Genomic DNA, 25,615 nt, shown 5'->3' on the forward strand with positions numbered 1-25,615 from the left:
GTGCGTTACGGCACATACGTCTCAGAAGGTGGGGACCTGATCATATTTTTCAAGGATTAACAGTGCGCGCTCATACCACCACGAGTATCGCGGTCATTGCGGTTATGCTCGCATTGCAGCCTTTCAATGCAGGTGCGGCAAGCGCGCAGGACGCCAATCCGGAGCCGCCAACCGGTCCGGACCCTGCGCAATCGGAAGACGATATCGATCAGATCATCGTTTACGGCGCACGCCTGCGCGGCCGCATCGATTCGCCGCAACCGCCAATTCTTGAGCTGGATGAAGACGATATCGCCGCATACGGTGCTGGCTCCATCGCCGAATTGATCGAGGCGCTTGGGCCGCAGGTTTCCAGCGGGCGAGGACGCGGAGGCGGTTTTCCGGTCATTCTGGTGAACGGCGTGCGGATTTCCAATTTTCGCGAATTGCGCAGTTATCCACCCGAAGCCATCGAGCGGACCGAGGTTTTCAGCGAGGAAGTGGCGCAGCGGTTCGGCTATTCGGCTGATCAGCGTGTGGTCAATATCATCCTGAAGGACAATTATTCCAGCCAGAGCGTCGAGCTTGAATATGGCCAACCGTTCGACGGTGGCTTTTCCCAGCAGGAGGTACAAGGCACCTATCTGCGGATCGACGGACCAAGCCGCCTCAATCTCAATGTGGAATGGGACAATTCCAGCCTTTTGACCGAGGGTGAGCGCGGAGTAATCCAGGCTGATGCGAGCATCCCGGATGTTGCGACCGATCCTGATCCAGCCAACTTCCGCAGCCTTGTCGGCGATAGCTCGAGTGTGGAGGCGACCGCCAACTGGACGACGCAGCTTGGTGAAACCGGCAACTCGATCAGCCTGAATGCCACATATGAGCGGAATGACAGCTTGCGCCTGCAAGGGCTAGATACCGTTGAATTGACAGATGACACAGGTGAAAGCGCGCTGCGGGCGTTTAATGTCGCGAGCCCGCTGGCGGTGGATCGCCAGAGCAACAACTATTCCGCAGCCGCCAGTATCAATGCCGGTGTGGGTGACTGGCAGGTTACAGGTACGGTTGACGCAACCATCACCGATTCCGTCAACGATACCCAGCTACGGCTCGACACCACTTCTCTTGTAGCGGCCGCCGCAGCTGGCAATCTCGCTATCGATGCCGACCTTGGCGATTTTGCGGAAGCGGGTTTCGATCGCTCTGAAACGAACACTTATACCGTGAACGCGCTTCTTACGGCACGCGGCAATCCGGTCTATCTGCCGGGCGGCGAGATGTCGGTCACAGCAATCGCCGGCTACCGCGCCAATGGCATCGAAAGCACCGATACGGGCAATCCCGGACTGATTACCAATCTTGACCGGACGCGCTGGCAGGCGGGCCTGAATGTCGGCGTACCGATTACCAGCCGGGATGAGGATTTCGGCAGCGCGCTGGGTGATATTTCGCTCAACTTCAACGCCGCTGTTTTCGAACAATCTGATTTCGGCACCCTGTTTGACTGGTCGGCGGGTGTGACCTGGGGTGTGATTGAAGGGCTCACTCTTACTGCGACCTATATCAACCGCGACAGCTCTCCATCGCTGAGCGAGCTTGGCACAGCGCAGATCGCGACACCCAACGTTCCTGTCTTCGATATTGCCAACAATGAAACCGTGCTGGTTACGGTTATTACAGGCGGCAATCCGCTACTTCCGGCACAAAGCCAGAGCGACTGGAAGTTCGGTATCAACTGGCAATTGCCATTCATCGAAAACAGCAGCCTGCAGATCGAATATTTCGACAATCACTCCGACGATGTGACGCAGGGCTTTCCCGTGTTGACCCCGGCCATCGAAGCCGCCTTTCCCGGGCGGGTTGAACGGAATGCGGCAGGCATTCTGACCCGACTGGACGAACGTTTCGTCACCTTCGCTGAACAGGATGTAGAGCGGTTTCAAGTGGGCTTGAATATGTCTGGCCAATTCGCTGGCGGTGGCGAGACGAGTGGCCAAAGCGGTCCTCCTGGCGCAAATAGTCCCTCTGGCCGTCCCTCGGGGCCAGAGTCTGGTGGACCGGCTGCAAGGCCCGGTGGTGGTGAAGGTGCCAGTGAAGGTCGCGGTGAAGGTGGCGGGAGGCCCGGCCCGGAACAGATGGCCCAAATGCGCGAGCAATTTTGCACAGCAGAGCCCGATGTGGTCATCGCACGATTCGATGCCGCGCTTGAAGCGGCCGCAAACGGTGAACCCGCACCGCTTGGGCCAGGCGGGCAGCCGCTCGCGATACCTGCGCGTATGCTTGAAAGATTGACCGGCGAAGACGGCAAGATTGATCCGGAACGTTTTGCAGCGCTGCGTGAGCGTATTTGCAGCACCGATGGAGCGCAAATGGCCGGGCGCCCCGAAGGCGCCGGTGATGGTCCGCCGCGCGGCGAAGGCCGGCCCGGTGGCGGCGATAGCCAGGCGCGTGGCGGCAACCGAGGCGGCGGCGGGGGACGTGGCCGTGGCGGTCGCGGCTTCAGCCCCTTCGGCGGCGGCGACGGTCCGCCGGTTGGCCGCTGGTTTGCCAATATCCAGTATACGCTGGAGCTGGAAAACACAGTGCTGATCGCGCCGAACATTCCGTTGCTCGATCTGCTGGACGGAGATGCACTGTCCGGAGGCGGGCAGCCGCGCCATTCGATCACCTGGCGCAGCGGAGCGTTCTATGATGGCTATGGCATGTTGCTGTTTGCCAGATACACGGGGCAGTCGCGCATCAACGGATCGGGCCTGGCAGGAAGCACAGACCTGTTTTTTGATGATTTTGCGACCATCAATATTCGCACTTTCGTGGATCTTGGCCAGCGCGACAATCTGGTGGCAGCAATACCGTTTTTGAAAGGTTCGCGCATCGGCTTCGATATCGACAATCTGTTCGACTCGCGTCAGCGCGTGACGGACAGCAGCGGCGCAACTCCGCTGCGGTATCAGCCATTCCTGATCGATCCGCGCGGGCGCAGTTTCGAAATTGAATTTCGCAAACTGTTCTGACTTTTTGAGGGGTTTTGAGACAGTTTTCGCTGCATGAGATTTGTCCCAAGCCAAGAGTTGGGGGCGAATAATGCCTCACTTTGCCCAACCATTTTGCTGAATTCCTGTCGCCGCGCGCGGTTCGTCCGGTTGGGGGCGACGCATTGCAAATAGGATGACGCGTCAAAACCGAAATCAATGCTTTGGGAGTAAGCGGGCCAGGTTCGATTCAAGGCTGTCACGCCGGTGCTATCGTGCGATGCTGCTTAAAAAGGCGATAGTGAAACCATCATTAGCCGCGCCGCACAGGCGGCTGTCGATGGGTATCAGACAGTGTCGTAACCGAAGCGTGTGCCTGACAGTTATGGCGCCTGCGCCGCCGCGTGGGCGCTGGCCCATGCCCATTGAAAATTATATCCACCCAGCCACCCGGTTACATCCACCGCTTCTCCAATAACGAACAGGCCCGGCACCCGTTTGGCTTCCATTGTCTTGGATGAAAGCTCTGCGGTCGAAATGCCGCCTGCGGTGACTTCTGCCTTGGCGAAGCCTTCGCTGCCATTGGGGTGGAATTGCCAATTCGCCAGCCGCTCTTCCGCTTGCCTTATCGCTTTGTCCGATACGTTGCCAAGGTCGGTTTCGATGCCGATCTGGTCCGCCAGAACATCGGCCAAGCGAGCAGGCAATGCGTCGCGCAGGATCCCGCGCAACCTGAGTGATGGAGCGGACCGCTTGGTTTCAAGCAACCAACCTGCGGGGCGATCTGCAAGGAAGCGGATGGCAACAGGTTCCCCATGCTGCCAATAGCTGGAAATCTGGAGGATCGCCGGGCCGGATAATCCGCGATGAGTGAACAGCGCGGCTTCCTTGAAGCGCGTCTTGCCCGCAATTGCCTCCACGTCTGCTGCAACACCCGAAAGCTCCCTGAACAAAACCTCCTCTCCGCCCAACGTCAGCGGGACGAGGGCAGGGCGCGGCTCCACGATCTTCAGGCCGAATTGCCGCGCCAGATGATAGGCGAAATCGCTTGCACCCATCTTCGGGATGGAAGGGCCGCCGGTGGCGATGACGCATTGGCGGGAGGTGAAGGCTTCATGCTGCGTGGTGACGACGAACCCGCCGATGTCGTTTGTGACGCTGGCGATTTCCTCTTCACAGCGGACAACGACTTCCCCCGGTCCGGCCGCGCATTCATCCAGCAGCATGTCCACAATCTGCCGCGCAGAGCCATCACAGAACAGCTGACCGAGCGTTTTTTCGTGCCATGCGATATCGTGCTTTTCGACCAGCGCGACAAAGTCTGCGGCGGTGTAACGGCTCAGTGCGCTCTTGGCGAAATGCGGATTGGCGGAGAGGTAGTTGGCCGGGCCTGCACCGATATTGGTGAAATTGCACCGTCCACCACCGGAAATCAGGATCTTCTTACCGACCTTTTCGCCGCGCTCCAGCACGAGCACACGCTTGCCCCGCTGACCGGCAACAGCCGCGCAGAACAGGCCCGCCGCTCCACCGCCAAGGATTATCGCATCGAATTTGGTAGACATTCAGCTCTCTATGGCAGGCGTGGCAGGTTGCTGCCGTGCGGCGAAGAAGTACAGGCCCGTACCCACCAGGAAGATCAGGCCGAGCATCTGGAATGCTTCCGCGCTCGCATGGCTGGCGACCCACAACGTTGCAACCACCGCGAGGAGAGCTGCCGGGAGGTGCCACCACGGGGCGTTCACGCCCTCCCTTCGTTCAAGCACCGGCAGCGCCAGCGCAGAAAGCAGGTAAGTGACAAGCCGCGACAGCGTACTGGCCACCGCCAGCGCTGCAAAACCGCCCCAGAAACTGAACAGTATGGCGACACCGCCATAAAACAGAATTGAGACATCGGGGGTTTTGAAACGCGGTGAGACATGGGCGAAAACAGCCGGGAGCGTGCCCTGTTCGGCCATTCCATACGTCATGCGCGGGACTACGATCCCGCCATTAAGCGTGTTCGCCGCGACAGAAAACGCAGCCGCAATCGAAATTATCACAATGCCAGCCTGTCCGGCGATTTCTCCGGCAGCCGCCGCCAGCGCGCTTTCGCCGCCGCCAGCATCAGGCGCAATCGCCAGATAGGCCCAGATCACCAGCATGTAGAACAGCGCGACTGCGGCCAGTGTAGTCATCAGGGCAAGCGGGATCGTACGACGCGGATTGCGCAATTCACCGGCAGGGAAATTGCCGTTTTCGAACGCCATGTAGGCGTAGAAAGTTAGCAGGACGACGCTTTCGAAGTCCGTGAATTGAGGAAGGCTCAGGCCTACCGCAGGATCGCGGGTCAGCAGGCCAACGATCACCAGCACCACAAGCGGTGCCAGCTTGATCACCGTCATCACGCCCAGCGTGCGGACAGATGCGCGCATTCCCACCAGATTGACCAACGTGACGAAGGCAATGAAGGCGACTGTCGCTGCAGAGCGCAGCATCTCGTCTTCGAGCACAGGAAACAACACCGCCAGATAGGCAATCGCCACGTGGGTATTGGCAGCAACGGCCACTACGGCGGAGGCATAACGCATCCAGCCTGACTGGAAGCCAGCGAATTTTCCGAATGCGGCATTGGCATAAAGCACTGGGCCGCCATGCCCGTCGAACCGGGTGGCCAGTGCTGCGAAAACCCACGCCAACGGCAGGATGATGAAAGCGCCCAGCAACATCATCCACGGGGCGAAATTGCCGACCGCGGCCACAAGGATGGCCGGCATGGCGAAAATGCCGGAGCCGATCATGCCATTCACCGGGAACAACGCCGTGCCCCAGAAGCCGACTGTGCGCGGAAGCGGCTCCGATTTATCTATGGTCATCAATTTCCCCTGAACAGTATTGCACGCTGCCCTGTGGGCGAGGGGAGTGCAAGCTTTGCCAACTGACAAGTGCACGCCTATCTACATCGTCATGTCGCGCACCCCAGCAGGTTCTCCGCCGAATCCTCCGGCCAATCCTCCGGCCAATCCAGGGGGCAAGGAGCGGTTCAATGAAGACCGCGCGACCTATACTGTCAAAGGCAACGCCCAGCCGGACATCGATGCCGGTGTGGCCGCTATCCGCGAAGTGGTTGCCACGCTGAAGCCAAGCCCCGGCGTGTACCGCATGCTCGATGCGCGGGGCGATGTACTGTATGTCGGCAAGGCGCGCAGCCTGAAGGCGAGGGTGGTGAATTACACCCAGATCAAGGCGCTGACGAACCGGCTGCAACGCATGGTCAGCCAATGCCGCGGTATGGAGATCGTGACCACCAATTCCGAAGCCGAAGCGCTGCTGATGGAAGCGCAATTTATCAAACGGTTTCGCCCGCCTTACAATGTGTTGCTGCGCGACGATAAGAGTTTCCCTTTCATCCTGCTGAAGGAAGGACACGACTTTCCGCGCATCATGAAACATCGCGGCGCACGCAAGGCCAAAGGTGCCTATTACGGGCCGTTTGCCAGCGCTGGATCGGTCAACACGACTATTAACGCGCTGCAGAAACTGTTCCTTTTAAGATCCTGCACAGACAGCTTTTTCTCCCGCCGTGATCGTCCATGCCTGCTGTACCAAATCAAGCGGTGCAGCGCGCCCTGCGTGGGCCGCATCGACGCGGAAGGTTATGCCGAACTGATCCAGGAAGCGCGAGACTTCCTCGGCGGCAAGTCAGGGGCGGTCCAGGCCCGTATCGAGACGCAGATGAAGGAGGCATCCGCGGCGCTGGACTTCGAAACGGCTGCGCTTTTGCGGGACAGGCTCCGCGCCGCGACTTTCATCCAGGGCTCTCAGGCGGTGAATGCCGACGGCGTTGGTGATGCGGATGTGTTCGCGCTTGCTGCCAAGGGCGGACAGATCGGCATTCAGGGCTTCTTCGTGCGCGGCGGGCAGAATTGGGGCCACAAGGCGTTTTTTCCCACACATACGCAGGATTTGGAGAAGGACGACGTGCTCGCCCGCGTGCTGGCGCAATTTTATGAAGAGGTGCCTCCGCCGCGCACAATTCTGGTGGACCGTGATCTGCCGGAAAAGGAGCTGCTGGAGGAGGCATTCGGAGAACTGGCAGGGCGCAAGGTCACGATCAGCATCCCCCAGCGCGGTGAGCGCCGAAAATTAATGCTGCAGGCCCAGCGTAATGCCACAGAAGCGCTCGACCGGCGGCTGGCGGAAACTGGCACGCAGGCCAAGATCATGCGCGAAATGGCGGAATTTCTGGAGCTGTCCGAAGTGCCCGCCCGGATCGAAGTTTACGACAATTCCCATATTCAGGGCAGCAAGGCCGTGGGCGCAATGGTGGTAGCAGGGCCGGAAGGCTATCAGAAAAACCAATACCGCAAATTCAATATCAAGACCGCGCAGACCAATGATGATTACGCGATGATGCGCGAAGTTATGGAGCGACGGTTCAGCCGCGCAATGAAAGACGACCCGGACCGTGAGCAGGCCGGGACCTGGCCCGATCTGGTCCTGATTGATGGCGGCAAGGGCCAGATGTCCAGCGTGCGCGATACGCTGGAGGAATTGGGCATAGAAGATGTGCCACTTATCGCCATTGCCAAAGGGCCGCATCACGGGCGTGAGGGGCGCGAGGTGTTCCACTTTCCGGACGGACGCGAGAAGACGCTGCCGGTCAATTCGCCCGTCCTGTTCTATCTTCAGCGACTGCGCGATGAAGTGCACCGGTTTGCGATCGGCGCGCACCGGGCCAAGCGCAGCAGGGCGATCACCGCTTCTCCTCTGGACGAGATTCCCGGCATTGGCCCCGCACGAAAACGCGCGCTGTTGCTGCATTTCGGTACCGCCGGAAAGGTTCGCGCTGCTGCACTTGATGATCTGAAGCGCGCGCCGGGCGTAAGCGAAGCGGTCGCGCAGAAGATCTACGATTTCTATCACGCGCGCTGAATTTGATCTCGATCAATGCAGCCACTCGATTGGCAGATTATCTCTTAAAAAAAGGAGATAAATGCGATGAAATCCTTTCTGCTACACGCCCATGACGAGCCACGCTTTGATGCCCGCCTTCAAACCGCTTTGGACCTGACGCGGGCATTCGACGGCCACCTCACTGTGTTCCATGCGATTCCGATGACGATGATCATCCCGACAGACCCCTGGGGTGTGACGATGGCGGATGTGACGCATCAGGTGAAAGAGAACGCCGACAAGTTTCGAAAACGCATATGCGATAGGCTGGAAGGTGAAGATGTCCGGTGGGACTGGGTATCCGATGTGGGTGTCGCGCGTTCGCAAATGGTACAGTACGCCGCCCTGAGCGATCTCACTATCATCGGTGCCGATGATCCGGGTGAATATGAAGGCGCTTCACAATTGGCTGGCAGTCTGGCGCTGCAATGCCGCACGCCAGTGCTGGTATCGACCGAAGGTGCAGGCGGGTTTGATCCGGCGTGCCCGGTCATCATCTGCTGGAACGGTTCTGTCGAGGCATCGCGCGCCGTCCGCGCAGCCACGCCTTTGCTAACCCGGGCGAGCAGCGTAACGCTTGTGCAGGTTGGCGAGAAAAAGCCACGTACCCCGGATATGCTGCCTGCCCTGTCGGGAGCTCGCTATCTCGACCGGCACGGCATCCGCTCTGAAATCCTTGAAGTTGATCGGGACGGCGGCAAGGTCAGCACAGCGCTGAAAAACGTCGCGAAATCGCGCGAGGCAGGTCTGATAGTCATGGGCGCCTATGGTGTTCCGCGCCTCTTGCAAACGGTATTTGGCGGTGTGACGCGGGAAATGCTGGTAGCGCCCGAGGTGCCGGTTTTGCTGACACACTGACCGGGTTTCTGCACTTTTACTCGGCAATCCGCTCCAGTTGCAGATCATGAAAGTCGTAGGAGAAATCCGTGAGGTCGGAGATGGCCCGCATCGTCATTCCCGTGACTTGACCGTCTACGACGCTGAAATCGACGAAAGCGTCGGCTTTCAGGGAACTGTCAGGCCAGAATGCTGCGAAGCGGTTGCCGTCGACGTGGGTAAGCTGCCCGTCCAGAATTTCGCTACGGCTCATGTCGATGAACAATCCTTCTGCCGTATCCGAGATGCGGACTTCGCCGTACCAGGGATCTTGGTAAGCGCCGACATAGGCCGCCAGCGGCAGGCTTGGGGAGGGCGCAGGCCCTTCGTCCGGAGTATCGGCGGTCGCAGTAATCAGCGCAGCCCCGCGCGCTTCAGCAGCTGCAAATTGCGCGCCCCAGTCACCGATAAAATCATTCTCCGGCCTGCCGACCAGTTCGTTGGCAACATGATAATTGAATGTAGAAGCCGCCCCGCGGTAATCATTGGTGGCCGAAAAGATCACGATGCTGTGTTCCGGCAAGATCAGGAAATTGCTGACAACGCCGGGTGCGCCGCCGCCATGCCCGACTGCCAAAGTGCCTTCAAAATCATGCACGCTCCAGCCAAGCGCATATAAGGCGAGGTTTGAAGAGCCGCTGGCCTGCAAACCGCCGCGAGGGCTTTGCGGTGTCACACCCTGCAACAATTCGCGTGCCTGGTTTTGGCTGATGAGGCGCTGACCATCAGCCGTCACGCCGCCATCAAGCCAGAACTTGCCCCATTCCATCATTTCTCCGGCAGGGCAGTAAATGCCGCCTGCAGCAGACCAGGTAGGCGAGAAATTGAGCCTGGGGTCGGTTGGGACGCCGTCATCTGCCCCGGCCGCACGTTCATGCCCGGTTACCAGCGGTGCGCCTTCGGGGATGCGGTCTCGCTGCGCGGCGCAATTATCCATACCGATGGGGGAAAGCAGTTCAGCCGTAACGAAATCGGCCCAGCTTTGGCCTGAGACACGCTCGACTATCTCGCCAGCCACCACGTAGAGTAAATTGTCATAGGCATAGCCCGATCGGAAGCCGGTGCTGGGCCGAAGGTGAGGCAGTGCAGCAATAACATCTTCCGGCTCTGCATCGCCGTCGGGCCAGATCAGCAGGTCGCCCGCGCCAAGAGGCAGGCCGGAGCGGTGCGTAAGCGCATCGCGAACCGTAAAGTTTTCGCTGACCCAGGGATCCCACATGGAAAATTCCGGGATGTAGGTGCGGATCGGTTCGTCCCATTCGATGTCACCACGATCGACAAGTATGGCGAGCGCAGTGGTGGTGAATGCCTTGGAGATGGAGGCGATCGGAAACAGCATGTCTGTGGTGACGGGCCGGTCAGTACCTTCCTCGGCCAGGCCAAAAGCGCCTTCGTAAACAGTTTCTCCGTCGATCATTACAGCAGCGACCATGCCGGTGGAATCGTAGGCCGCCATCGTCCGGGCAACCTCGACATCGAAATTGACAGCGGGCGCTGCAATGATTGTTGTGGCGCTATCAACCGGCTGTGCGACAGGTGCGTGCGCGCAGGCGCCAAGGCCGGTGACCAAGGCAGCAAAGCTGCCCCATTTCGCGATGCTAATCATCAGATACCTTTCTAACGATATTCAGACGTGGCGCAGCATACCTTCCTGGGTGACGCTGGCGACCAGCCGGCCATCGCGGCTGAAAATCTGGCCGCGCGCAAAGCCGCGCGCCGCGCCGCTCCACGGGGCTTCGGTGACAAACAAGAGCCAGTCGTCGACCGAGAAATCCTCGTGGAACCACACGGCGTGGTCCAGACTGGCGCCTTTGATCTTCCCGCCGTGAATGGTCTTTCCATGCGGTTGCAGCGCCGTGGCAAGGATCTGGAAATCGGAGATATAGGCCAAGACCGCACGGTGGACAGCAGCCTCCGGTGGCAAGGGCGCAACGGTTCGGAACCAAACGTGGCTGACAGCCGGGCGTGCCTTCGGCCTTAACCAGTCGCGCGGCTCGACCGATCGGAAATCAACCGGGAATGGCCGCTCGAGCAGCCTTTTCATTGGCCCGTCAGGGACATAATTCGCCGCTTCCAGGCGAATTTGTGAATCGGGAACAAGATCTTCCGGGCCGGGCACATCGGGCATCGCTGGATGCTGATGTCCGGGGCCTTCGACAGGGATCTGGAAAGACGCGGTGAGGTTCAGGATCGGCTTGCCGTCCTGGCTTGCCACAACGCGCCTGTTGGAGAAGCTGCGCCCGTCCAGATCGCGCTTCACCCGGTATTCGATCGGTAGATCATCGCTTCCCGGACGCAGGAAATATGCGTGCAGGGAATGTGCCGCTCGCGCGCTGTCGACCGTACGGCTTGCGGCGCCCAGCGCCTGCGCTATCGCCTGTCCGCCAAACACGCGGCCAGTCCCGTCGGGTCTGCGCCGACCAAGAAATACATCCGGGCCCTTCGCTTCCAGATCGAGCAGGAAGACGAGGTCGGCAACGATTTTCTCTGGCGTAGGCATTTGTTCGGCAGTTGAGTTCATCGCCGCCGCCATGCGCGCCGGGCCGCTTTGCGTCAAGCGAGGCCGGGGATCCGCCTTGCGATCCGCATGGCATTCGCCTTAAGACTGTTGCGTGCAGGCCACCGTTTCGGGGCGTTGGGCATTATGCCGGCACCACGCAGCATGGCGTTGAATGCCCGGGCATCGGCTTCTGCAAAGCTCCATTCACTGCGCCATGTAATGGAAAGCGAGATCGACACCTCGCTGCCGTTCTTGACGTAGTGTGGAGCCATGACCGGCACATAGATCGCATCGCCGCCGTAAAGCCGCATTGTTTCGCCTTCGCCTGCGAAACTGTCATCCCACTTCAATTCCCGGGCCCCGCCTGTGTGATAGGCTTCGTGCAATTCATCGGGAGCAAATCGCGCGTCCCCTGCCGGGAATACCATCATCGATTTTCTGCCGCGCAATTGCAGCAATATATTGTGCTCAGGATCAAAATGGTACGGTGTCACGGCATCGGGGCTGGATACGAATATAAACCCCTGAGTCCGCATCATCTTGCCGGTGCGCGCCTCTATAATTGGCCGAAGTTCGTCCAGCAGTTCTTCCAGCAGGGCGGCATACGGTTTTTTCTGTTCGATATTCTTCAGCACAGCCCAACTGTTGGATGTGCCGATTTCGCGAATTGTCTGCCCGATTGAAAGGCCGTTGCCGGCAGGCTTCCCATCCACGCCAATCGGGACATCGCCCAGATTATATTCCACGCTTTCAGGCGGAAGCGCTTCACCCAGCATGGCCAGGGCGTCCAGTTCCAACATGGGGTTGGAGACCAGATCATGATCCAGTTTATGCGGGCCTTCGGGGTAGGATGCCTTGAAATCGCTACGCGCGCACGCCGAAAAGACGCGCCGCTCCCTGAGAGATCGGCCCTGTAAAGAACGGGTCATGTGGGTCATAGGATCCCCTTTGCCGGTCGACCGGTCTCGCGCTGCACGGCTGCCGAGAAGACCCTGCGTCTCACGATGCCGCCAATGCCAATTGAGTGCCCCGCGATGATGCGGCGTTCGCGCCAGAAATGATCGATCATCGGGTGATCTTGCGCCGCACAGCTATCCACCCAGGCAATCGTGTCATCCTCCAGTATGTCCAGATTTTCACGCTGAAGCAGAACGCCGGGCGAGAAACGGGAGTAGTCCTCGTCAAATGTGGTTTTGTAGGAGAACGCGCCCGGTGCACAGATGAAATTCGCCAGCATTGCGATTGGCTTGCCGTCCAGCAACAGGGACAGCCGCAACAGCTGCCCGCGCCTGGCAGCGCCTTCCAGGGCATATGTAAACAGGCGGGCCGTTCGCGGATCGCAGGCAAGCGCAGAGCCCGCCTTTCCCTTCCAGCCGCGGTGTTCGAGATCGAGGAAATTGTCGATCCAATGCGTCAGCCCTTCTGCAGTTTTGAGCCGCTTGAGGGTCAGATCACCTTCGTCTTCCAGCCTTCGCTGTTGGCGCCGCAATTCCTTGCGCTTCTTGGTTGAGAGCGATTCTTCGAAATAGGCCTTGGGCGATGCGCGGCTTACCAGTGCTGCCCGTTCTTCACAGACGACGGTTGCTGCCGGGCGTGCGCGCTCCGACTGCCGTATTTCTGCTGACAGTGCCAAATGCAGCGGGCCTGTGCCCGGCATGAGAGCGAGGTGGAGAAACAGCGAAAGTCCAGCGTGATGGTCCGCTCGGGCGAGAAGGTGTGACCAGAACACCCGTTCAAAGCCGCGGACAATCAAGGGCGCGCCAAGAAAGCAATTGGCGTGGGTCCAATTGCACCAATGCGGCATAGAGTAGCCATAATAGCGGAAATCGCGCTTCATCGGCACCAGTCCGACCAATTGCCCGTCGGCCTTCAATAGCCACAGTTCTACCAGGCCTGACCGATCGAACTCCTCCAGCGCAGGGAGCAGGTTCCAGCTTTCGTAAAAGGGATTGGGTTCGGCGGCGGTTTTCGCCAACGCATCCCATGCTGCAATATCTTCTGTGTCCGTGAACGTGCGCCAGTCCTGGGCGCGTAGTTCAATCAGCGGGCCATTTTCAGCAGACGCAGGGGCACTGGCCCGCGTAGCGGCGGATTGAGGACGGTCGATGGGAAGATCCTGGCCCACAGGTGATCGTTAACCTCTACTGGCGGGCTGCCTTGTGCCCATAATGCATCCAGTAGAGGAGCGGGCAACAAGGATTGCCTAAGCGTAAGGGTTAAAAAAGCCCTGCCCGGATTGCTCCGGACAGGGCTCATATCATTTCAGTAACAGGTCAATCACAGGACTTGGATGCCTGTATTGGCTGTTTCTTGCCTAGCCGCCGTGGCCAGCAAGCGCCGCGAGCAAGAGCAGCGCGACGATATTCGTGATCTTGATCATCGGGTTGACGGCTGGACCAGCGGTATCCTTGTACGGATCACCAACCGTATCGCCCGTCACGGCTGCCTTGTGAGCTTCGGAGCCCTTGCCGCCGTGATTGCCGTCTTCGATGTACTTCTTGGCATTGTCCCATGCGCCGCCACCAGCGGTCATGGAAAGCGCCAGGAAGAGCCCGCCGACGATCACGCCAAGCAGCAATGCACCCAGCGCGGCGAAGCCTTCGCTTTGCCCAGCGATCATCGTGATCACGAAGTACACGGCTACCGGTGCAAGCACGGGAAGCAGCGACGGAATGATCATTTCCTTGATGGCGGCCTTTGTCACAAGATCCACCGTGCGCGCGTAATCGGGCTTCTCGGAGTAATCCATGATGCCCGGCTTTTCGCGGAACTGTTCACGCACGTCGATCACCACGTCACCCGCAGCGCGGCCAACGGCAGTCATACCCATTGCACCGAACAGATACGGCAGCAGTGCGCCAAGCAGCAGGCCGACAATCACATAGGGATTCTCGAGGCTGAAGTTGACGTTTGCTTCCGGGAAAAACTCCCGCAAGTCCGCAGTGTAAGCTGCAAACAGCACGAGTGCGGCAAGGCCAGCTGAACCAATGGCATAGCCCTTGGTCACAGCCTTGGTGGTGTTACCTACAGCATCCAGCGCATCCGTCTTGTCACGAACGCTCTGATCGAGGCCTGCCATTTCGGCAATGCCGCCCGCGTTATCGGTCACCGGACCATAAGCGTCGAGTGCGACGACCATGCCGGCCAGTGCCAGCATCGAGGTTGCTGCAAACGCAAGCCCCATCAGCCCGGCAAGCTGGTACGCACCGATGATCGCAGCGACAATCGCCAAGGTCGGAAGTGCAGTCGATTCAAGGCTGATAGCCAGACCCTGGATCACGTTGGTGCCGTGGCCCGTTTCGGATGCCTTGGCGATTGAACGAACCGGACGGAAACCCGTGCCGGTGTAATATTCCGTGATCCAGATGATGATGAAGGTCAGCAACAGGCCGATCACCGCACATATGAACAAGTCCATGCCAGTGAACTGCACCATGTCGGTGCCGGCATTCAGCACGGTGCTCATGTCTGTCCCGACACTGCCCAGTGCATATTGCATCACAACATAAATCAGCGGGATAGACAGAACCGCAGTGACAAGGAAACCCTTGTACATCGCGCCCATCACATTGGTGCCGTTACCAAGCCGTACGAAATACGTGCCGATGATGCTGGTAACGATGCAGGCACCGCCGATCAGCAGAGGCATTGCCATCATTGGCAGCAAGAGGTCGCCCAGCATGCTGCCGAGCAGCAGCGCGGTGAGCACCATGGTGGCGCCGACAGTCACAACATATGTTTCGAACAGGTCGGCGGCCATGCCGGCGCAATCGCCAACATTGTCACCCACGTTGTCGGCGATAACGGCAGGGTTGCGAGGATCGTCTTCGGGGATGCCCGCTTCTACCTTGCCGACAAGATCGGCACCGACGTCTGCAGCCTTGGTGAAAATACCGCCGCCAAGACGCGCAAAGATGGAAATCAGCGAGGCACCGAAGGCGAGGCCGACGAGGCCATCAATCACTTCGCGGCTGTTAGGCGCATAACCGGCAGGACCAGTCAGATACCAGAAGAACACCGCAATCGCGAGGAGGGCAAGGCCTGCCACCAGCATGCCGGTGATGGCGCCCGCGCGGAACGCCAGTGTAAGGCCTTCCTGAAGGCCCTTCATCGCAGCAGCGGCCGTACGCAGGTTTGACCGGACCGAGATATTCATCCCGATAAAACCCGCTACCCCCGAAAGGATCGCGCCGATGATGAAGCCGATGACCGGAATGATGCCGAGGAAAACGCCGACCAATACCGCAACCACAACGCCAACGATGGCGATGGTTGTATATTGCCGCTTCAGGTAGGCTTGTGCGCCTTCCTGGATAGCTGCGGCGATTTCCTGCATTTTTTCATTGCCCGGATCGGCGCTGAGCACCTGCCGGCTGGTGACAAAGCCATATACAATGGCGAGTGCACCCAAGGCGATTGATATGAAGACGAGTTCCATGACCCGATTGTCCCCTTCCCAAAATAAAAACGACCCGGGTGTTCCGGGTCCGCATAGCAATGCGAGCTAGGGAAAAGCATCCTGTTCGACAAGCGTAAAGCGTGGCTTTTCCTCTGGTGCGGGCAATTCCTGCCTATTTGTGCAGATATCCCAGTCCTTCGGGATTGGTGATCGCCTCCCCGTCCAAAAACAGCGCGGCAAAGCCCTGCGGCTCCACGGATCCGATCCGGGTCGCCGGAACGGGAGGATATGTCCCTTCCGGAAGAGTGAAGAGCAGTTCGTAATCGTCGCCCCAGGTCATGCAATCAATGCGGCGTTCGGGATCGGCCACTGGCACAGCAGCACTATCGATTGCGATAGACACTTCGCTTGCCTCTGCCATCCGGAATGCATCAAGCAACAGGCCGTCCGAAACATCCATCATCGCCTTGGCAAGCGGGGCAAGGTCCTGCCCTTCTGCCACACGCGCCATCGGACGGGTGTAGGCTGTGCAATCGCCGCCGGTGCCAGCTTGAAACGCTTCGAGGCCCAGCATCGCTGCGCCCAGTGTCCCCGTTACAAACAGTGCATCACCATTTTCGGCTCCGGCACGTGAAGGCACAGGAGTGTGCGATGCCCGACCAATCGCGGTCAGGCCGAAGGCGCGCGGGCCATCACCTGCAACAGTATCGCCGCCGAGCAGCGGGACACCATAGTGCGACAGCACATCATCCAGTCCTGCGACGAAATCGGCATCGCCATTGCCCAGCATATGCCCCAGCAGCACGCCAACAGGTTCCGCGCCTTTGGCAGCGAGGTCCGAAAGGTTGGTGGCAACAAGTTTCCATGCAACATCGGCCATGTTTTGAGAGCTGAGAAAATGCCGGCCCTCAACCATCATGTCATGCGTCAGAACGAACACCTGATTGCCGAGTGCCAAGACAGCTGCATCATCACGCAACCCGCGCGCGCCCTTGTGCAAGGGCAGGCCGCGCAGGGCGGCAATAAATTCATTCTCGTCTATCGTGATGCTCCGTCAATGCGTACGCGTTGGCGAAGCTCTGCCAGCGCGCTTCCAGAATGGCAATCTGCTGCGGCAGCCCTGCGGTATTGGAGGCAAGCCATTCTTCAAAGCTTGCGCCTGATTTCAGGGCCTGCGCAACTTGCGCAAATATGCGCGCGTCACCGGATTGTTCGATCATGAAGTCCGCGAAGACGCGCGACTGGCTGTAGAACCGCACCGGATTTGTTTGCTGCTGAAGGCGCTCTGCCTCCTCCCCCGACAACACGATCATCCTGCTGCCACTTTCCGGAACCTCACCCAGCGTGCGATGGGCGGCGGCCAGAGCGCCGGCAAACGCGGGATGTGTCATCGAAAGATATTCATCCAGCGCGTATGGGCGTTCCAGCCCGTCACCGCCAATAAGGGAACCGAATTGCCGCCTGCGTCCTTCACCCATTTCGGTGTCTTCAGCCAAAACGGCGGCCATTTCGTCCAGCCAATCCGGCGCGTCGGAACCATATTGCCTTACGCCGAGGGTGTTTCCGTAAAGCGATGAAAAAAACAGATGCGCAATTTCATGCATCATTGCGCTTGGCGATCTTTCGGTCACCCGCCTTGCCCGGACCGCTGCCAGGGCCTGTTCAAGCGCGCCATCGATCACCGCTTGCGGCCTGCCTTCCATCTGCGCCATAACCTGATCACGGACAGAATTTTCGGCCTGCTGCTGGAGTGTATCGCCAGTATACCAGGGTAGCCCCCGCATTCCTGCCGCCAGGATGCGGCCATGCAGTTCGCCATCGATATTGCCACCTATAACCACCGCTACTCCGCGTTCGGGTACGGCGAAATGGTTGGTGAAGCTGGTTGCGGCCTCGTCTATCAGCCGCGCCAGCTCCGCGGCGTCCTCGCCGCCGTGCAAAACGATCCCGTGTTCAGCCTCGTAACACTCGATATCGGTGAATTGCGCACACGCGCCAGTTGCAGCCAAAGCTGTTCCGAAAAGTGCAGTAAACATTGATAAACCCCGCTTGCATTCGTGCCCCGGGGTTATCGATGACAGTTGTAATTGAATGCTGGCTTAATGCCGGCGTTCAGGCACGCACTTCCTTCGCCACGGCATCGAGTACACCGTTCACGAACTTCGCCTCGCGCTCGTTGAAAAATGCGTGTGCGACGTCGATATATTCACTGATAACGCTGGCCAGCGGCACATCGGCGCGCGCCAGCAATTCAAAGATGCCACAGCGCAGGATTTGCAGCATAGTTTTGTCGAGGCGGGCAAGCGACCAACCTTCGGCCAGCTTGCTGATCAGCAAATTGTCGATCTCGACCTGCCGGGCCACAACGCCGGAAACCACATCATCGAAGAATTCGACTTCGGCATCTTCGTACTGGTCATCTTCGATTTCCTTGCCCAGCCGGTGCTGGTGAAATTCATCGAGCAGTCTTGCTAGCGCGGTTTTTTCCATATGGCGCTGGTACAGCGCCTGCACCGCGGCAAGGCGCGCAGCGGAACGGGCACGGGACCGGGCCTGGGAATTTTTCGGCATATTCATTTGAGGCGCACTTTCACACTGGCGGCATGGGCAGGAAGCCCTTCTATTTCGGCGAGGGTCGCCGCGGCAGGGCCGATTTCACGCAATCCGGCTTCGTCCATTTCGATAAAGCTGGTGCGTTTCATGAAATCGAGCACCGACAGGCCGCTGGCGAAGCGGGCGCGTCGTCCGGTGGGCAATACGTGGTTCGGCCCGGCGACATAATCGCCGACCGCTTCTGGCGTGTGGCGACCAAGGAAAACGCTGCCTGCGTGGCGAATATCTGCAAACATTGTATCGGGATCGGCAACCATCAGCTCGACATGTTCGGCAGCAAGGCGATTGGCGAGGGCAGGGGCTTCGCGCACCAGATCTTCCACCACAACCAATGCGCCGTAATCGTCCCAGCTCTTGCGGGCGACCCCGCGCGTTTCAAGCTGCGCGCACAAGACATCGACCGCATCTTCCACCATTTCTGCAAATTCTGCATCATCGGTGATCAATATGCTCTGGCTGGTGGGATCATGTTCGGCCTGGCTCAACAGGTCGGCGGCCACCCAGTCGGGATCGCTCTGGTTATCGGAAATGACCAGGATTTCGCTGGGACCGGCGACCATGTCGATGCCAACAACACCGTATAGCTGGCGCTTGGCTTCTGCCACCCAGGCATTGCCCGGGCCTGTGATCACATCGACCGGATCGATTGAGTCCGTGCCGTAAGCGAGCGCGGCGATCGCCTGCGCACCGCCGATGCGCCAGATCTCGTCAATCTCGCACAGATGGGCTGCAGCAAGGACAAGGGCGTTGATTTCACCTTTCGGAGTGGGAGTGGCCACGACCAACCGGTCCACACCGGCAACCTTGGCCGGGATGGCGTTCATCAACAGACTGGAAGGATATGCCGCGCGGCCACCAGGGACATAAAGCCCTGCGGCCTCCACCGGTGACCACCTTGCGCCCAGCCGGACATTGGCATCATCGCGGTAGTCGCGGTCCTGCGGCAATTGCCCTTCGTGATAGGCTCGGATGCGGTCTGCCGCGAGGTTGAGTGCGGTTTTCGCCTCTGATGCAAGATCATTGTAGGCTGCGGCGCATTGATCCTTGCCGATACGCCAGCTGGATGGATCATCTGTCAACGCATGCTTGTCAAACCGCATGGTCAGATTGCGCAAGGTATTGTCGCCGTCGCGGCGCACTTCGCGCAAGATTTCCTGCACGTCTTGCGCCACACTCTCGTCGCTCTCGCGCCGGTCGTTCACCATGCGCGTGAATTGCTGTTCGAAACCTGCGTCGGTCGAATAAAGGCGCTTCATCACGCAGCGTCCTCGATCATGGCAGTGCGGAACCGTTCCACAAGTGCTGAAACCCGCGGATCGGTCTTCAGTGCGGCACGGTTCACAATCAGGCGGCTGGTAATTTGCATGATCGTGTCTTTTTCGACCAGCCCGTTTGATTTGAGCGTTTGCCCCGAGGAAACCAGATCGACGATTCGCCCGGCCAGCCCGCTGTAAGGCGCAAGTTCCATTGCGCCGTTCAGCTTGATACATTCTGCCTGAATGCCTTGCCGTTCGAAATAGCGGCTGGTGATGCCCGGATATTTGGTGGCGACGCGCAGGTGACTGGCGTTGCCATATTTGTATTCAACCGGTTCTTTCGGCTCAGCGACAGACAGACGGCATTCACCGATGCCAAGGTCGATCGGGGCATAAAGTTCGGAATAGTCGAATTCTTCGATCACATCCGATCCCACAATGCCCATCTGCGCGGCGCCAAAGGCTACGAAGGTCGCGACATCGAAAGCGCGCACGCGAAAAATGCGCATATCGCCAGTTTCATCGGCAAAGCTGAGCGATCTGTCAGCCTTGTCGTGAAACGCAGCTTCGGGCACTACGCCAGCGCGTTCCATTACGGGCACCGCTTCTTCCAGAATGCGGCCCTTGGGGACGGCGAAAATCAGCGGGCCGAATTGGCCCTCGGGATTGCCATTTGCGGGGGATACTTTGGTCATCGCCGCGCGATGTAGGGGCGATGCAGGTAAAGGGCAATGCGCATGGCCGAAGGACCAGGGACCAAAGTGCCCGGATCAGGCGGGGAATTGGTGATGGAGATTGCCGGGGTTGCAGAAGCGATCGCGTGGCAGGCCGATCACGCAGAAAATGCCGGTGCGCCGGCCACCGCGCGCATAATCCGCGCCCTGCTGGCAGTCCTCGAAAGCGATACCGCAACCGGCAGGCGGCTGGCCAATTGGCAGGGGCTGACAATGGCCGACGCAATGCCGCTGCGCGTCACCGGAGGCCTCCACGCATTGTACTTGGCAGGAGAAGAGCCGCGGCTTGGGGAAATTTACAGCGGGTTGATGTCCGACCAGAGCCTGGTGGACGCGCTGGTGGTGGAAACAGCGCGAAAATTTGATCACAGGCTGCTGCCGTGGCTCGACGGTCCGCCGCAAACCAATGAAGCGGGGCGATCGGCCGGGATCATGGCAGGGCTCATGTGGCTGTCAGGCCGGTTGGGACCGAAATTCGCACTGAACGAGATTGGCGCGAGCGCCGGCATCAACACGATGATGGGCCGCTTTCACTTCAACCTTGGCGGGTTAGAGGCTGGGCCAGGCAATTCGCAGATGCACATTGCGCCAGCATGGCGAGGCCCTCCTCCACCGGCAGGTCCGGTCGAAATCGTCTCTGCTCGCGGATGTGATCTGTCGCCCGTGGATTTGACGGTTTCGCAGCAGGCCCTGCGCCTCAAAGCCTTCGTCTGGCCCGATGCAACGGAACGGATGGTGCGAATGGAAGCCGCTATTGCCATGGCCAATGAAACGCCGCCCGATCTGGTGCAGCAAGACGCCGCTGCTTTTGTGGCAGATATGTTGGCGCAGCAGCAGCAACCGGGCATCACGCGGGTGTTGTTCCACACGGTGATGTGGCAATATATGCCGGATGAGGCCTGCGATGCGATAACCGCCGCGATGGAAACGGCGGGCGCTCTGGCGACCGGGGACAAGCCGCTCGCGTGGATCAAGGCCGAAACAAACCGCGCGACCTTCAAGCAGGAATGCCGGCTGCGCTATTGGCCCGGCGGCGACGATGAAGTGCTGCTCGCAGAGATACACCCGCATGGTGCGTGGGTGGATTGGAAAGCGCCTGATTGACAATATTATCGTTCGCTGACCTTATGATCAAAATAATCAATGAAATTTGGTCAATACGGGGGAAGAGAATTATGTCATCAGGTGGGATTAATAGAAAAAGTTCACAAGAACAAAGGGCTTGCTGGATCAAGCCCGTCATTGTTGATGTAGAAAAGAGAGCTAGCGACTGTGAGAACGGCTATGCCCCTTTAACAGATGCTTTGCAATCTGGGTTAAGTACGTCGTCAAGTTGATGTGCCGTCCGCCAAAAAGATCTGCGCGAGAAAACCATCTAGCGCGGCATTCACGGCATCGGGCGATTCCCATGGAATGAAGTGCCCTGCGTCCGCAATCCGCTCTACCGTCAGGTTCTCCACCCAGTCAGTCAGGCCGTCGACGTTGGCGGGAAGCAAAGCTTCGTCTTCCATGCCCCAGATCACCAGCGTCGGGATTTTCAGCTTGGGGAAGGGCGGGGCGGCATAGCTTGCGGGCAGGCCGAATGGTTCGTCCATACTCGGCACGTAAAGTCCACTGGCGCGGTACCAGTTGAGCATGGCAAAGGCGCGGGTCTGGTCGGCCCACTCTTCCATTTGCAGCGCTTGCTCCGCCGGATCATTGGCAATCTTGCGGTCCCACGAAATCGCCTTCAGCAGCAATGCGCCAAGACCGTGCTCGCGCACCAAGGGATCGTGCGCCGGATCGCGGAAAGTGCGCATATATTGGCTGGCGGCACGCTGCTCGCGGTCTTTCAGAAGCAGCTCTGCAAACAGCACCGGATGCGGGGCGTTGGCGATCACGGCGCGCGTGACATGGCCGCTCGCCTGGCCAAAAGCGGCCACCAGCCACGCAATCGCGCCGCCCCAATCGTGGCCGATGATGGTGTAGCTGCCAAGCTCCAGCGCCTGCGCCAGAAGGCCAATATCCTGCGCGACGACCATAGGCTCGTAATGCTCCACGCCTTCGGGGCGGGAGGAATTGCCGTAGCCGCGCTGATCGGGCGCAATGCAGCGGAAGCGGGAATTGAGATGCTCTATCTGGTGCCGCCAAGTGCGGTGGTTTTCCGGAAAACCGTGCAGGAAAATCAGCGCGGGCGCATCTTTCGGGCCGCTGTCCCAAACGTCCAGTTCAATGCCGTTGGCAAGTTTGACGCGGGACAGATCGGCCATAGTCAAACGCCCTTGCTGGGAATGCCGAGCAATTCGATAGTGAATTGCAAGGTCGCACCGCCCGGCATTCTGCCGCCGCCCAGTCCGTAGGCAGCCGTTGCCGGAATCACGATTTCAGCCGTGTCGCCCACGCCCATGTATGGAATGGCCACCTGCCAGCCTTCGATCAGACGCGACAGCGGAAAAGTCGCTGGCTCGCCGCGCTCGACAGAGCTGTCGAACACTTCGCCGTTAACAAAAGTGCCGGTGTAGTGAATTGTAATTTCGTCCGAAACTACCGGAGCTGGCCCGGTGCCATCACCTGCAGTCCGGCGGAACATTATACCGCGGGGAAGCCGGAACCAGCCATCTGCCGCATCAAGCGTGTGCAGTGCAGCCTGCTGGGCATTGTGCCATTCCATGCTGCCCGGCGCACCGGGTTCGGGCGCTGGCGCATCCTGCGCGAATGCCGGAGTGGAAAGGAGAAGGGCGGCGCCCAATGCGATGGGTGTGAGAAATGTGTTTTTCATGACGTCTCCATAGCCACAATCGGCGGGCACGCGAAAGCCTCTAAGGATAGCTCACGGTTTTCGGCTCTCCATCGGGCAGAGGTATCCATTCCTCTTCATCACCCGGAACAGCGGCGAAGCGCCGTTCACGCCAGTCTTCCTTGGCCTGATTGATCCGTTCGCGGTCGCTGCTGACGAAATTCCACCAGACATGGCGCTTCGTGGCAAAGGCTTCTCCGCCGAGCAGCATCACCCGCGCGCCGGTGCGGCTGGATAGCGTCATGGCCGCTCCGGGTTTCAGCACGACCAGATCGTACAGCGCGATGGGCTGACCATCCAGCGCAGCTTCTCCGCCGACCAGCATGACCGCGCGTTCGTCCGCCTCTGCATCGATGGGGATGGAGCCGCCCTCGGTCAGCAGGATTTCGGCATAGATCGTTTCTGCATGGCAGGTGGTCGGCGCACGCGCGCCCCACAGTTCGCCCATGATGACGCAGGCCCGCGCTCCGTCTCCGTCGATCCACGGCAAATCGCTGACCGCTTCGAAGGCCGGATCGATCTCTTCCTTACCATCGGGCAGCGCAAGCCATGTCTGCATTCCGTAAAGCGATGGGCCACGCTCGCGCTCTTCCTGCGGGGTGCGTTCTGAATGCACGATACCGCGCCCGGCGGTCATCAAATTCACGGTGCCGGGGCGGATGGTGGAGAAAGTGCCGAGGCTGTCCCGGTGATCAATCGCGCCGTCGAAGAGCCACGTGACGGTCGAAAGGTTGATATGAGGGTGAGGCCGCACGTCCATGCCGCTGCCCAGATCAAGTTGCGCCGGGCCGAACTGGTCGACGAACACGAATGGCCCGACCATGCGCGCTTCTCTGGAGGGCACAGCCCGCCGGACGGTAAATGCGCCAAGATCATGGCTGACGGGGGTTACGGTCTTGAGGATGCTCATGCAGCCCGTTCCTTACTGGTCGTCCAGCTCTTCATAATGCCGGAAAATACCGTCTTCGTTGAATTCGATCCGGCGTTCGCTGGCGAGATATTCTGCCAGCGGTTCGATATCGGGGACGATGCCTTGCACGCCTTCCAGATGCGGCCAGCTGCCCTGCATCGCCTTCATGTAATTGGGGAAGGCATAATCAAGCCCTTCCATCAGCTGGAACAGGCTGGTGTCGACGTGTGTCCACTGCTGGCCGAGCGTGAAAGGACCGCCACTCGATGCAATCGCATTGTCGAAATGGATGAGATATTTCGGGATACGCTGGGCGCGGAAATAGGCGGCCTTTTCAAAGGCTGCGTCCATCTGGTCCGAATAAAACAGGTCATGTGCAATAGGGTGGTGGACGCTGTGAACCTCCTCCACGAAATCGGCGATATCCATTTGCAGCTGGAACAATTGCAGGTCGACATCCATCTCGCCCGAACCGAGCCCGTGCTTGTCAGACAGATATTGCAAAATCAGCGGTGTCTGCCCCAGCACCACTTCATCGTCGACGATGTATGGCGGGGCGAAAGGTCGGCGGCCCTGCAATTCATGCATGTGCTCCACCAGCGCGTCTGCGCTCTGCTCGCGCGCCATATCTGTATATTCGATTTCGCTCGCCTCGCAGTACAGGCGGATAAATTCGCCGCGTCCGGGCAAGTCGGGCCAATACCAGAGTTCCATGTCTAAGCTCTTTCGCCCCCATCTCTCTCACCGGGAGCGTAGCATTTCATGGCGAAAGCATGGACGCGGTTGCCGGGAATATCGCCCAGCGCGCCGAGCACCATGCGTTGCCGCGCAAGGCGGTTCTTGCCATCGAAGGCCGCGCTTTCAACGACAACAGTGAAATGCGATTCTCCGCTGCCGTCATCGCCCGAATGACCGGAGTGCTGGGCACTGTCATTGATGACGTCGAGGTGGGTGGGGGAAAGCGCATGCGTCAGCAATTGCTCGATCTCGTTTTTGACTGGTCCGCTCATGCTGGCAGAGTTGGGGGTTCCAATCGGCTGGCGCAATCCCCATTCAATGGCGTTCATGCGAAACCAACGGTTCCACGGACGCTACGATAGCGATGGCAGGGTGTGCGAACATCCGACTTGCCAAGAGGCAGGCGAATTTCGCGCGCCGGGCCGGCAGGGCAATTCTTTTGACGGGCCGGGCGACTGGCGCTGGTTCTGCCTCGACCATGTGCGCGAATTCAATGACGGCTATGATTGGTTCGAAGGCATGAATGCTGATGAGATTTACGCGGCCCAAGCGCCAGGATCCGGCTGGCAGACCGAAAGCAAGGCCTTCCGCCCGACGGCTGGGATTGACGGAATGCCGCGCTGGGCGGACTTCACCGATCCGCTGGATGCCATAGGCGCGCGGGCAGAAGGCATCCGCCGCGCTGCGCATCGCCAGACGCATTCCCGTGAAAGTTACGGCCGGTTTACGCCAAGAGAACGCGAGGCGCTGAGCGCCATGGGGCTTGGTCCGAAGGCTGACCGGCCAGAGCTGCGTCGCCGATATTCCGATCTGGTCCGCCGTTATCATCCCGACCGCAACGGCGGTGATCGCAGCCATGAGGCGCGGTTGCAACAAGTGGTGGAAGCCTATCAGCTTCTGCGCAAAGCAGCGGCTTTCGAGTAA

Annotated in this window: 22 protein-coding genes; 5 read left to right on the forward strand and 17 right to left on the reverse strand. The window is 59.4% G+C overall.

What is annotated here, in order from left to right; all coding sequences use genetic code 11:
- The first annotated feature begins 62 nt into the window (after positions 1-62).
- Positions 63-2,996, forward strand: a complete 2,934-nt coding sequence (locus tag AB731_RS10495) for a TonB-dependent receptor (RefSeq protein ID WP_052769033.1) — start codon at positions 63-65, stop codon at positions 2,994-2,996.
- Positions 2,997-3,337: 341 nt separating this feature from the next.
- Here the strand turns inward: AB731_RS10495 and AB731_RS10500 are convergent, their stop codons facing one another.
- Together AB731_RS10500 and AB731_RS10505 are read right to left on the reverse strand one after the other, a co-directional pair.
- Positions 3,338-4,519: a BaiN/RdsA family NAD(P)/FAD-dependent oxidoreductase gene (locus AB731_RS10500; protein ID WP_047094176.1), complete on the reverse strand. Its 1,182-nt coding sequence runs from the start codon at positions 4,517-4,519 to the stop codon at positions 3,338-3,340.
- Positions 4,520-5,809: an APC family permease gene (locus tag AB731_RS10505; protein WP_047094175.1), complete on the reverse strand. Its 1,290-nt coding sequence runs from the start codon at positions 5,807-5,809 to the stop codon at positions 4,520-4,522.
- Positions 5,810-5,900: 91 nt separating this feature from the next.
- Here AB731_RS10505 and uvrC point away from each other — a divergent pair, with 91 nt between their 5' ends.
- The gene (gene uvrC, locus AB731_RS10510) at positions 5,901-7,868 is read left to right on the forward strand and encodes an excinuclease ABC subunit UvrC (protein ID WP_047094174.1); all 1,968 of its coding nucleotides are present in this window, start codon (positions 5,901-5,903) and stop codon (positions 7,866-7,868) included.
- 66 nt (positions 7,869-7,934) lie between these two features.
- Positions 7,935-8,747 (forward strand): universal stress protein, encoded by an 813-nt coding sequence (locus tag AB731_RS10515; RefSeq protein WP_047094173.1) that lies wholly within the window; start codon positions 7,935-7,937, stop codon positions 8,745-8,747.
- Positions 8,748-8,763: 16 nt separating this feature from the next.
- On the opposite strand, the gene AB731_RS10520 is transcribed toward AB731_RS10515, so the two are convergent.
- The 10 genes from AB731_RS10520 to hisG form a co-directional block, all read right to left on the reverse strand.
- On the reverse strand, positions 8,764-10,371 hold the full coding sequence (locus AB731_RS10520; RefSeq protein WP_047094172.1) for a serine hydrolase: 1,608 nt from the start codon (positions 10,369-10,371) through the stop codon (positions 8,764-8,766).
- A gap of 21 nt (positions 10,372-10,392) precedes the next feature.
- Positions 10,393-11,286: an acyl-CoA thioesterase gene (locus AB731_RS10525; protein WP_082126481.1), complete on the reverse strand. Its 894-nt coding sequence runs from the start codon at positions 11,284-11,286 to the stop codon at positions 10,393-10,395.
- 32 nt (positions 11,287-11,318) lie between these two features.
- Positions 11,319-12,203 carry a cupin-like domain-containing protein gene (locus tag AB731_RS10530; protein ID WP_407921644.1) on the reverse strand — a complete coding sequence of 295 codons (885 nt, stop codon included), beginning with the start codon at positions 12,201-12,203 and terminating at the stop codon, positions 11,319-11,321.
- Entirely contained in the window at positions 12,200-13,390 is a 1,191-nt protein-coding gene (locus AB731_RS10535) for a GNAT family N-acetyltransferase (RefSeq protein ID WP_231638922.1), read from the reverse strand. The genes AB731_RS10530 and AB731_RS10535 overlap by 4 nt, the downstream gene beginning before the upstream one ends.
- Before the next feature lie 189 nt (positions 13,391-13,579).
- Positions 13,580-15,703 carry a sodium-translocating pyrophosphatase gene (locus AB731_RS10540; protein WP_047094171.1) on the reverse strand — a complete coding sequence of 708 codons (2,124 nt, stop codon included), beginning with the start codon at positions 15,701-15,703 and terminating at the stop codon, positions 13,580-13,582.
- 133 nt (positions 15,704-15,836) lie between these two features.
- On the reverse strand, positions 15,837-16,664 hold the full coding sequence (thiL, locus tag AB731_RS10545; RefSeq protein ID WP_231638923.1) for a thiamine-phosphate kinase: 828 nt from the start codon (positions 16,662-16,664) through the stop codon (positions 15,837-15,839).
- A gap of 28 nt (positions 16,665-16,692) precedes the next feature.
- Positions 16,693-17,700, reverse strand: a complete 1,008-nt coding sequence (locus tag AB731_RS10550; RefSeq protein WP_047094169.1) for a hypothetical protein — start codon at positions 17,698-17,700, stop codon at positions 16,693-16,695.
- Between the two features lie 76 nt (positions 17,701-17,776).
- Entirely contained in the window at positions 17,777-18,235 is a 459-nt protein-coding gene (nusB, locus tag AB731_RS10555; RefSeq protein WP_156167443.1) for a transcription antitermination factor NusB, read from the reverse strand.
- A 2-nt stretch (positions 18,236-18,237) separates the two neighbouring features.
- Positions 18,238-19,533: a histidinol dehydrogenase gene (gene hisD, locus AB731_RS10560; protein WP_047094167.1), complete on the reverse strand. Its 1,296-nt coding sequence runs from the start codon at positions 19,531-19,533 to the stop codon at positions 18,238-18,240.
- Complete coding sequence (gene hisG / locus AB731_RS10565) at positions 19,533-20,228, reverse strand: ATP phosphoribosyltransferase (protein WP_047094166.1); 696 nt, start codon at positions 20,226-20,228, stop codon at positions 19,533-19,535. The genes hisD and hisG overlap by 1 nt, the downstream gene beginning before the upstream one ends.
- Before the next feature lie 42 nt (positions 20,229-20,270).
- Here hisG and AB731_RS10570 point away from each other — a divergent pair, with 42 nt between their 5' ends.
- Positions 20,271-21,371, forward strand: coding sequence for a DUF2332 domain-containing protein (locus AB731_RS10570; protein ID WP_231638924.1), 1,101 nt, complete (start codon positions 20,271-20,273; stop codon positions 21,369-21,371).
- Positions 21,372-21,595: 224 nt separating this feature from the next.
- Here AB731_RS10570 and AB731_RS10575 read toward each other — a convergent pair whose 3' ends face one another.
- From AB731_RS10575 to AB731_RS10595, 5 genes are read right to left on the reverse strand one after another with little or no spacing between them, the layout of a single operon-like run.
- Positions 21,596-22,516 (reverse strand): alpha/beta fold hydrolase, encoded by a 921-nt coding sequence (locus AB731_RS10575; protein ID WP_047094165.1) that lies wholly within the window; start codon positions 22,514-22,516, stop codon positions 21,596-21,598.
- A 2-nt stretch (positions 22,517-22,518) separates the two neighbouring features.
- Complete coding sequence (locus tag AB731_RS10580; protein ID WP_047094164.1) at positions 22,519-23,025, reverse strand: FKBP-type peptidyl-prolyl cis-trans isomerase; 507 nt, start codon at positions 23,023-23,025, stop codon at positions 22,519-22,521.
- 40 nt (positions 23,026-23,065) lie between these two features.
- Positions 23,066-23,953: a pirin family protein gene (locus AB731_RS10585; protein WP_047094163.1), complete on the reverse strand. Its 888-nt coding sequence runs from the start codon at positions 23,951-23,953 to the stop codon at positions 23,066-23,068.
- A 12-nt stretch (positions 23,954-23,965) separates the two neighbouring features.
- On the reverse strand, positions 23,966-24,667 hold the full coding sequence (locus AB731_RS10590) for a glutathione S-transferase (RefSeq protein ID WP_047094162.1): 702 nt from the start codon (positions 24,665-24,667) through the stop codon (positions 23,966-23,968).
- 2 nt (positions 24,668-24,669) lie between these two features.
- Positions 24,670-24,963, reverse strand: a complete 294-nt coding sequence (locus AB731_RS10595; RefSeq protein ID WP_047094286.1) for a BolA family protein — start codon at positions 24,961-24,963, stop codon at positions 24,670-24,672.
- Positions 24,964-25,018: 55 nt separating this feature from the next.
- Here AB731_RS10595 and AB731_RS10600 point away from each other — a divergent pair, with 55 nt between their 5' ends.
- Positions 25,019-25,615 (forward strand): J domain-containing protein, encoded by a 597-nt coding sequence (locus AB731_RS10600; RefSeq protein WP_047094161.1) that lies wholly within the window; start codon positions 25,019-25,021, stop codon positions 25,613-25,615.

It is taken from the genome of Aurantiacibacter marinus (assembly GCF_001021555.1).
GTDB lineage: Bacteria > Pseudomonadota > Alphaproteobacteria > Sphingomonadales > Sphingomonadaceae > Alteraurantiacibacter > Alteraurantiacibacter marinus.

Excerpts from the sequence above, each read along its gene's own strand:
- AB731_RS10525 (WP_082126481.1), bottom strand. The coding sequence starts at position 11,286 with ATGAACTCAACTGCCGAACAAATGCCTACGCCAGAGAAAATCGTTGCC.
- nusB (WP_156167443.1), bottom strand. The coding sequence starts at position 18,235 with ATGCCGAAAAATTCCCAGGCCCGGTCCCGTGCCCGTTCCGCTGCGCGC.
- AB731_RS10505 (WP_047094175.1), bottom strand. The coding sequence starts at position 5,809 with ATGACCATAGATAAATCGGAGCCGCTTCCGCGCACAGTCGGCTTCTGG.
- AB731_RS10585 (WP_047094163.1), bottom strand. The coding sequence starts at position 23,953 with ATGAGCATCCTCAAGACCGTAACCCCCGTCAGCCATGATCTTGGCGCA.
- AB731_RS10520 (WP_047094172.1), bottom strand. The coding sequence starts at position 10,371 with ATGATTAGCATCGCGAAATGGGGCAGCTTTGCTGCCTTGGTCACCGGC.
- hisG (WP_047094166.1), bottom strand. The coding sequence starts at position 20,228 with ATGACCAAAGTATCCCCCGCAAATGGCAATCCCGAGGGCCAATTCGGC.
- uvrC (WP_047094174.1), top strand. The coding sequence starts at position 5,901 with ATGTCGCGCACCCCAGCAGGTTCTCCGCCGAATCCTCCGGCCAATCCT.
- AB731_RS10570 (WP_231638924.1), top strand. The coding sequence starts at position 20,271 with ATGGCCGAAGGACCAGGGACCAAAGTGCCCGGATCAGGCGGGGAATTG.
- AB731_RS10500 (WP_047094176.1), bottom strand. The coding sequence starts at position 4,519 with ATGTCTACCAAATTCGATGCGATAATCCTTGGCGGTGGAGCGGCGGGC.
- AB731_RS10600 (WP_047094161.1), top strand. The coding sequence starts at position 25,019 with ATGCGAAACCAACGGTTCCACGGACGCTACGATAGCGATGGCAGGGTG.
- AB731_RS10580 (WP_047094164.1), bottom strand. The coding sequence starts at position 23,025 with ATGAAAAACACATTTCTCACACCCATCGCATTGGGCGCCGCCCTTCTC.
- AB731_RS10575 (WP_047094165.1), bottom strand. The coding sequence starts at position 22,516 with ATGGCCGATCTGTCCCGCGTCAAACTTGCCAACGGCATTGAACTGGAC.
- hisD (WP_047094167.1), bottom strand. The coding sequence starts at position 19,533 with ATGAAGCGCCTTTATTCGACCGACGCAGGTTTCGAACAGCAATTCACG.
- AB731_RS10590 (WP_047094162.1), bottom strand. The coding sequence starts at position 24,667 with ATGGAACTCTGGTATTGGCCCGACTTGCCCGGACGCGGCGAATTTATC.
- AB731_RS10530 (WP_407921644.1), bottom strand. The coding sequence starts at position 12,203 with ATGACCCACATGACCCGTTCTTTACAGGGCCGATCTCTCAGGGAGCGG.
- AB731_RS10595 (WP_047094286.1), bottom strand. The coding sequence starts at position 24,963 with ATGAGCGGACCAGTCAAAAACGAGATCGAGCAATTGCTGACGCATGCG.
- AB731_RS10540 (WP_047094171.1), bottom strand. The coding sequence starts at position 15,703 with ATGGAACTCGTCTTCATATCAATCGCCTTGGGTGCACTCGCCATTGTA.
- AB731_RS10550 (WP_047094169.1), bottom strand. The coding sequence starts at position 17,700 with ATGTTTACTGCACTTTTCGGAACAGCTTTGGCTGCAACTGGCGCGTGT.
- AB731_RS10515 (WP_047094173.1), top strand. The coding sequence starts at position 7,935 with ATGAAATCCTTTCTGCTACACGCCCATGACGAGCCACGCTTTGATGCC.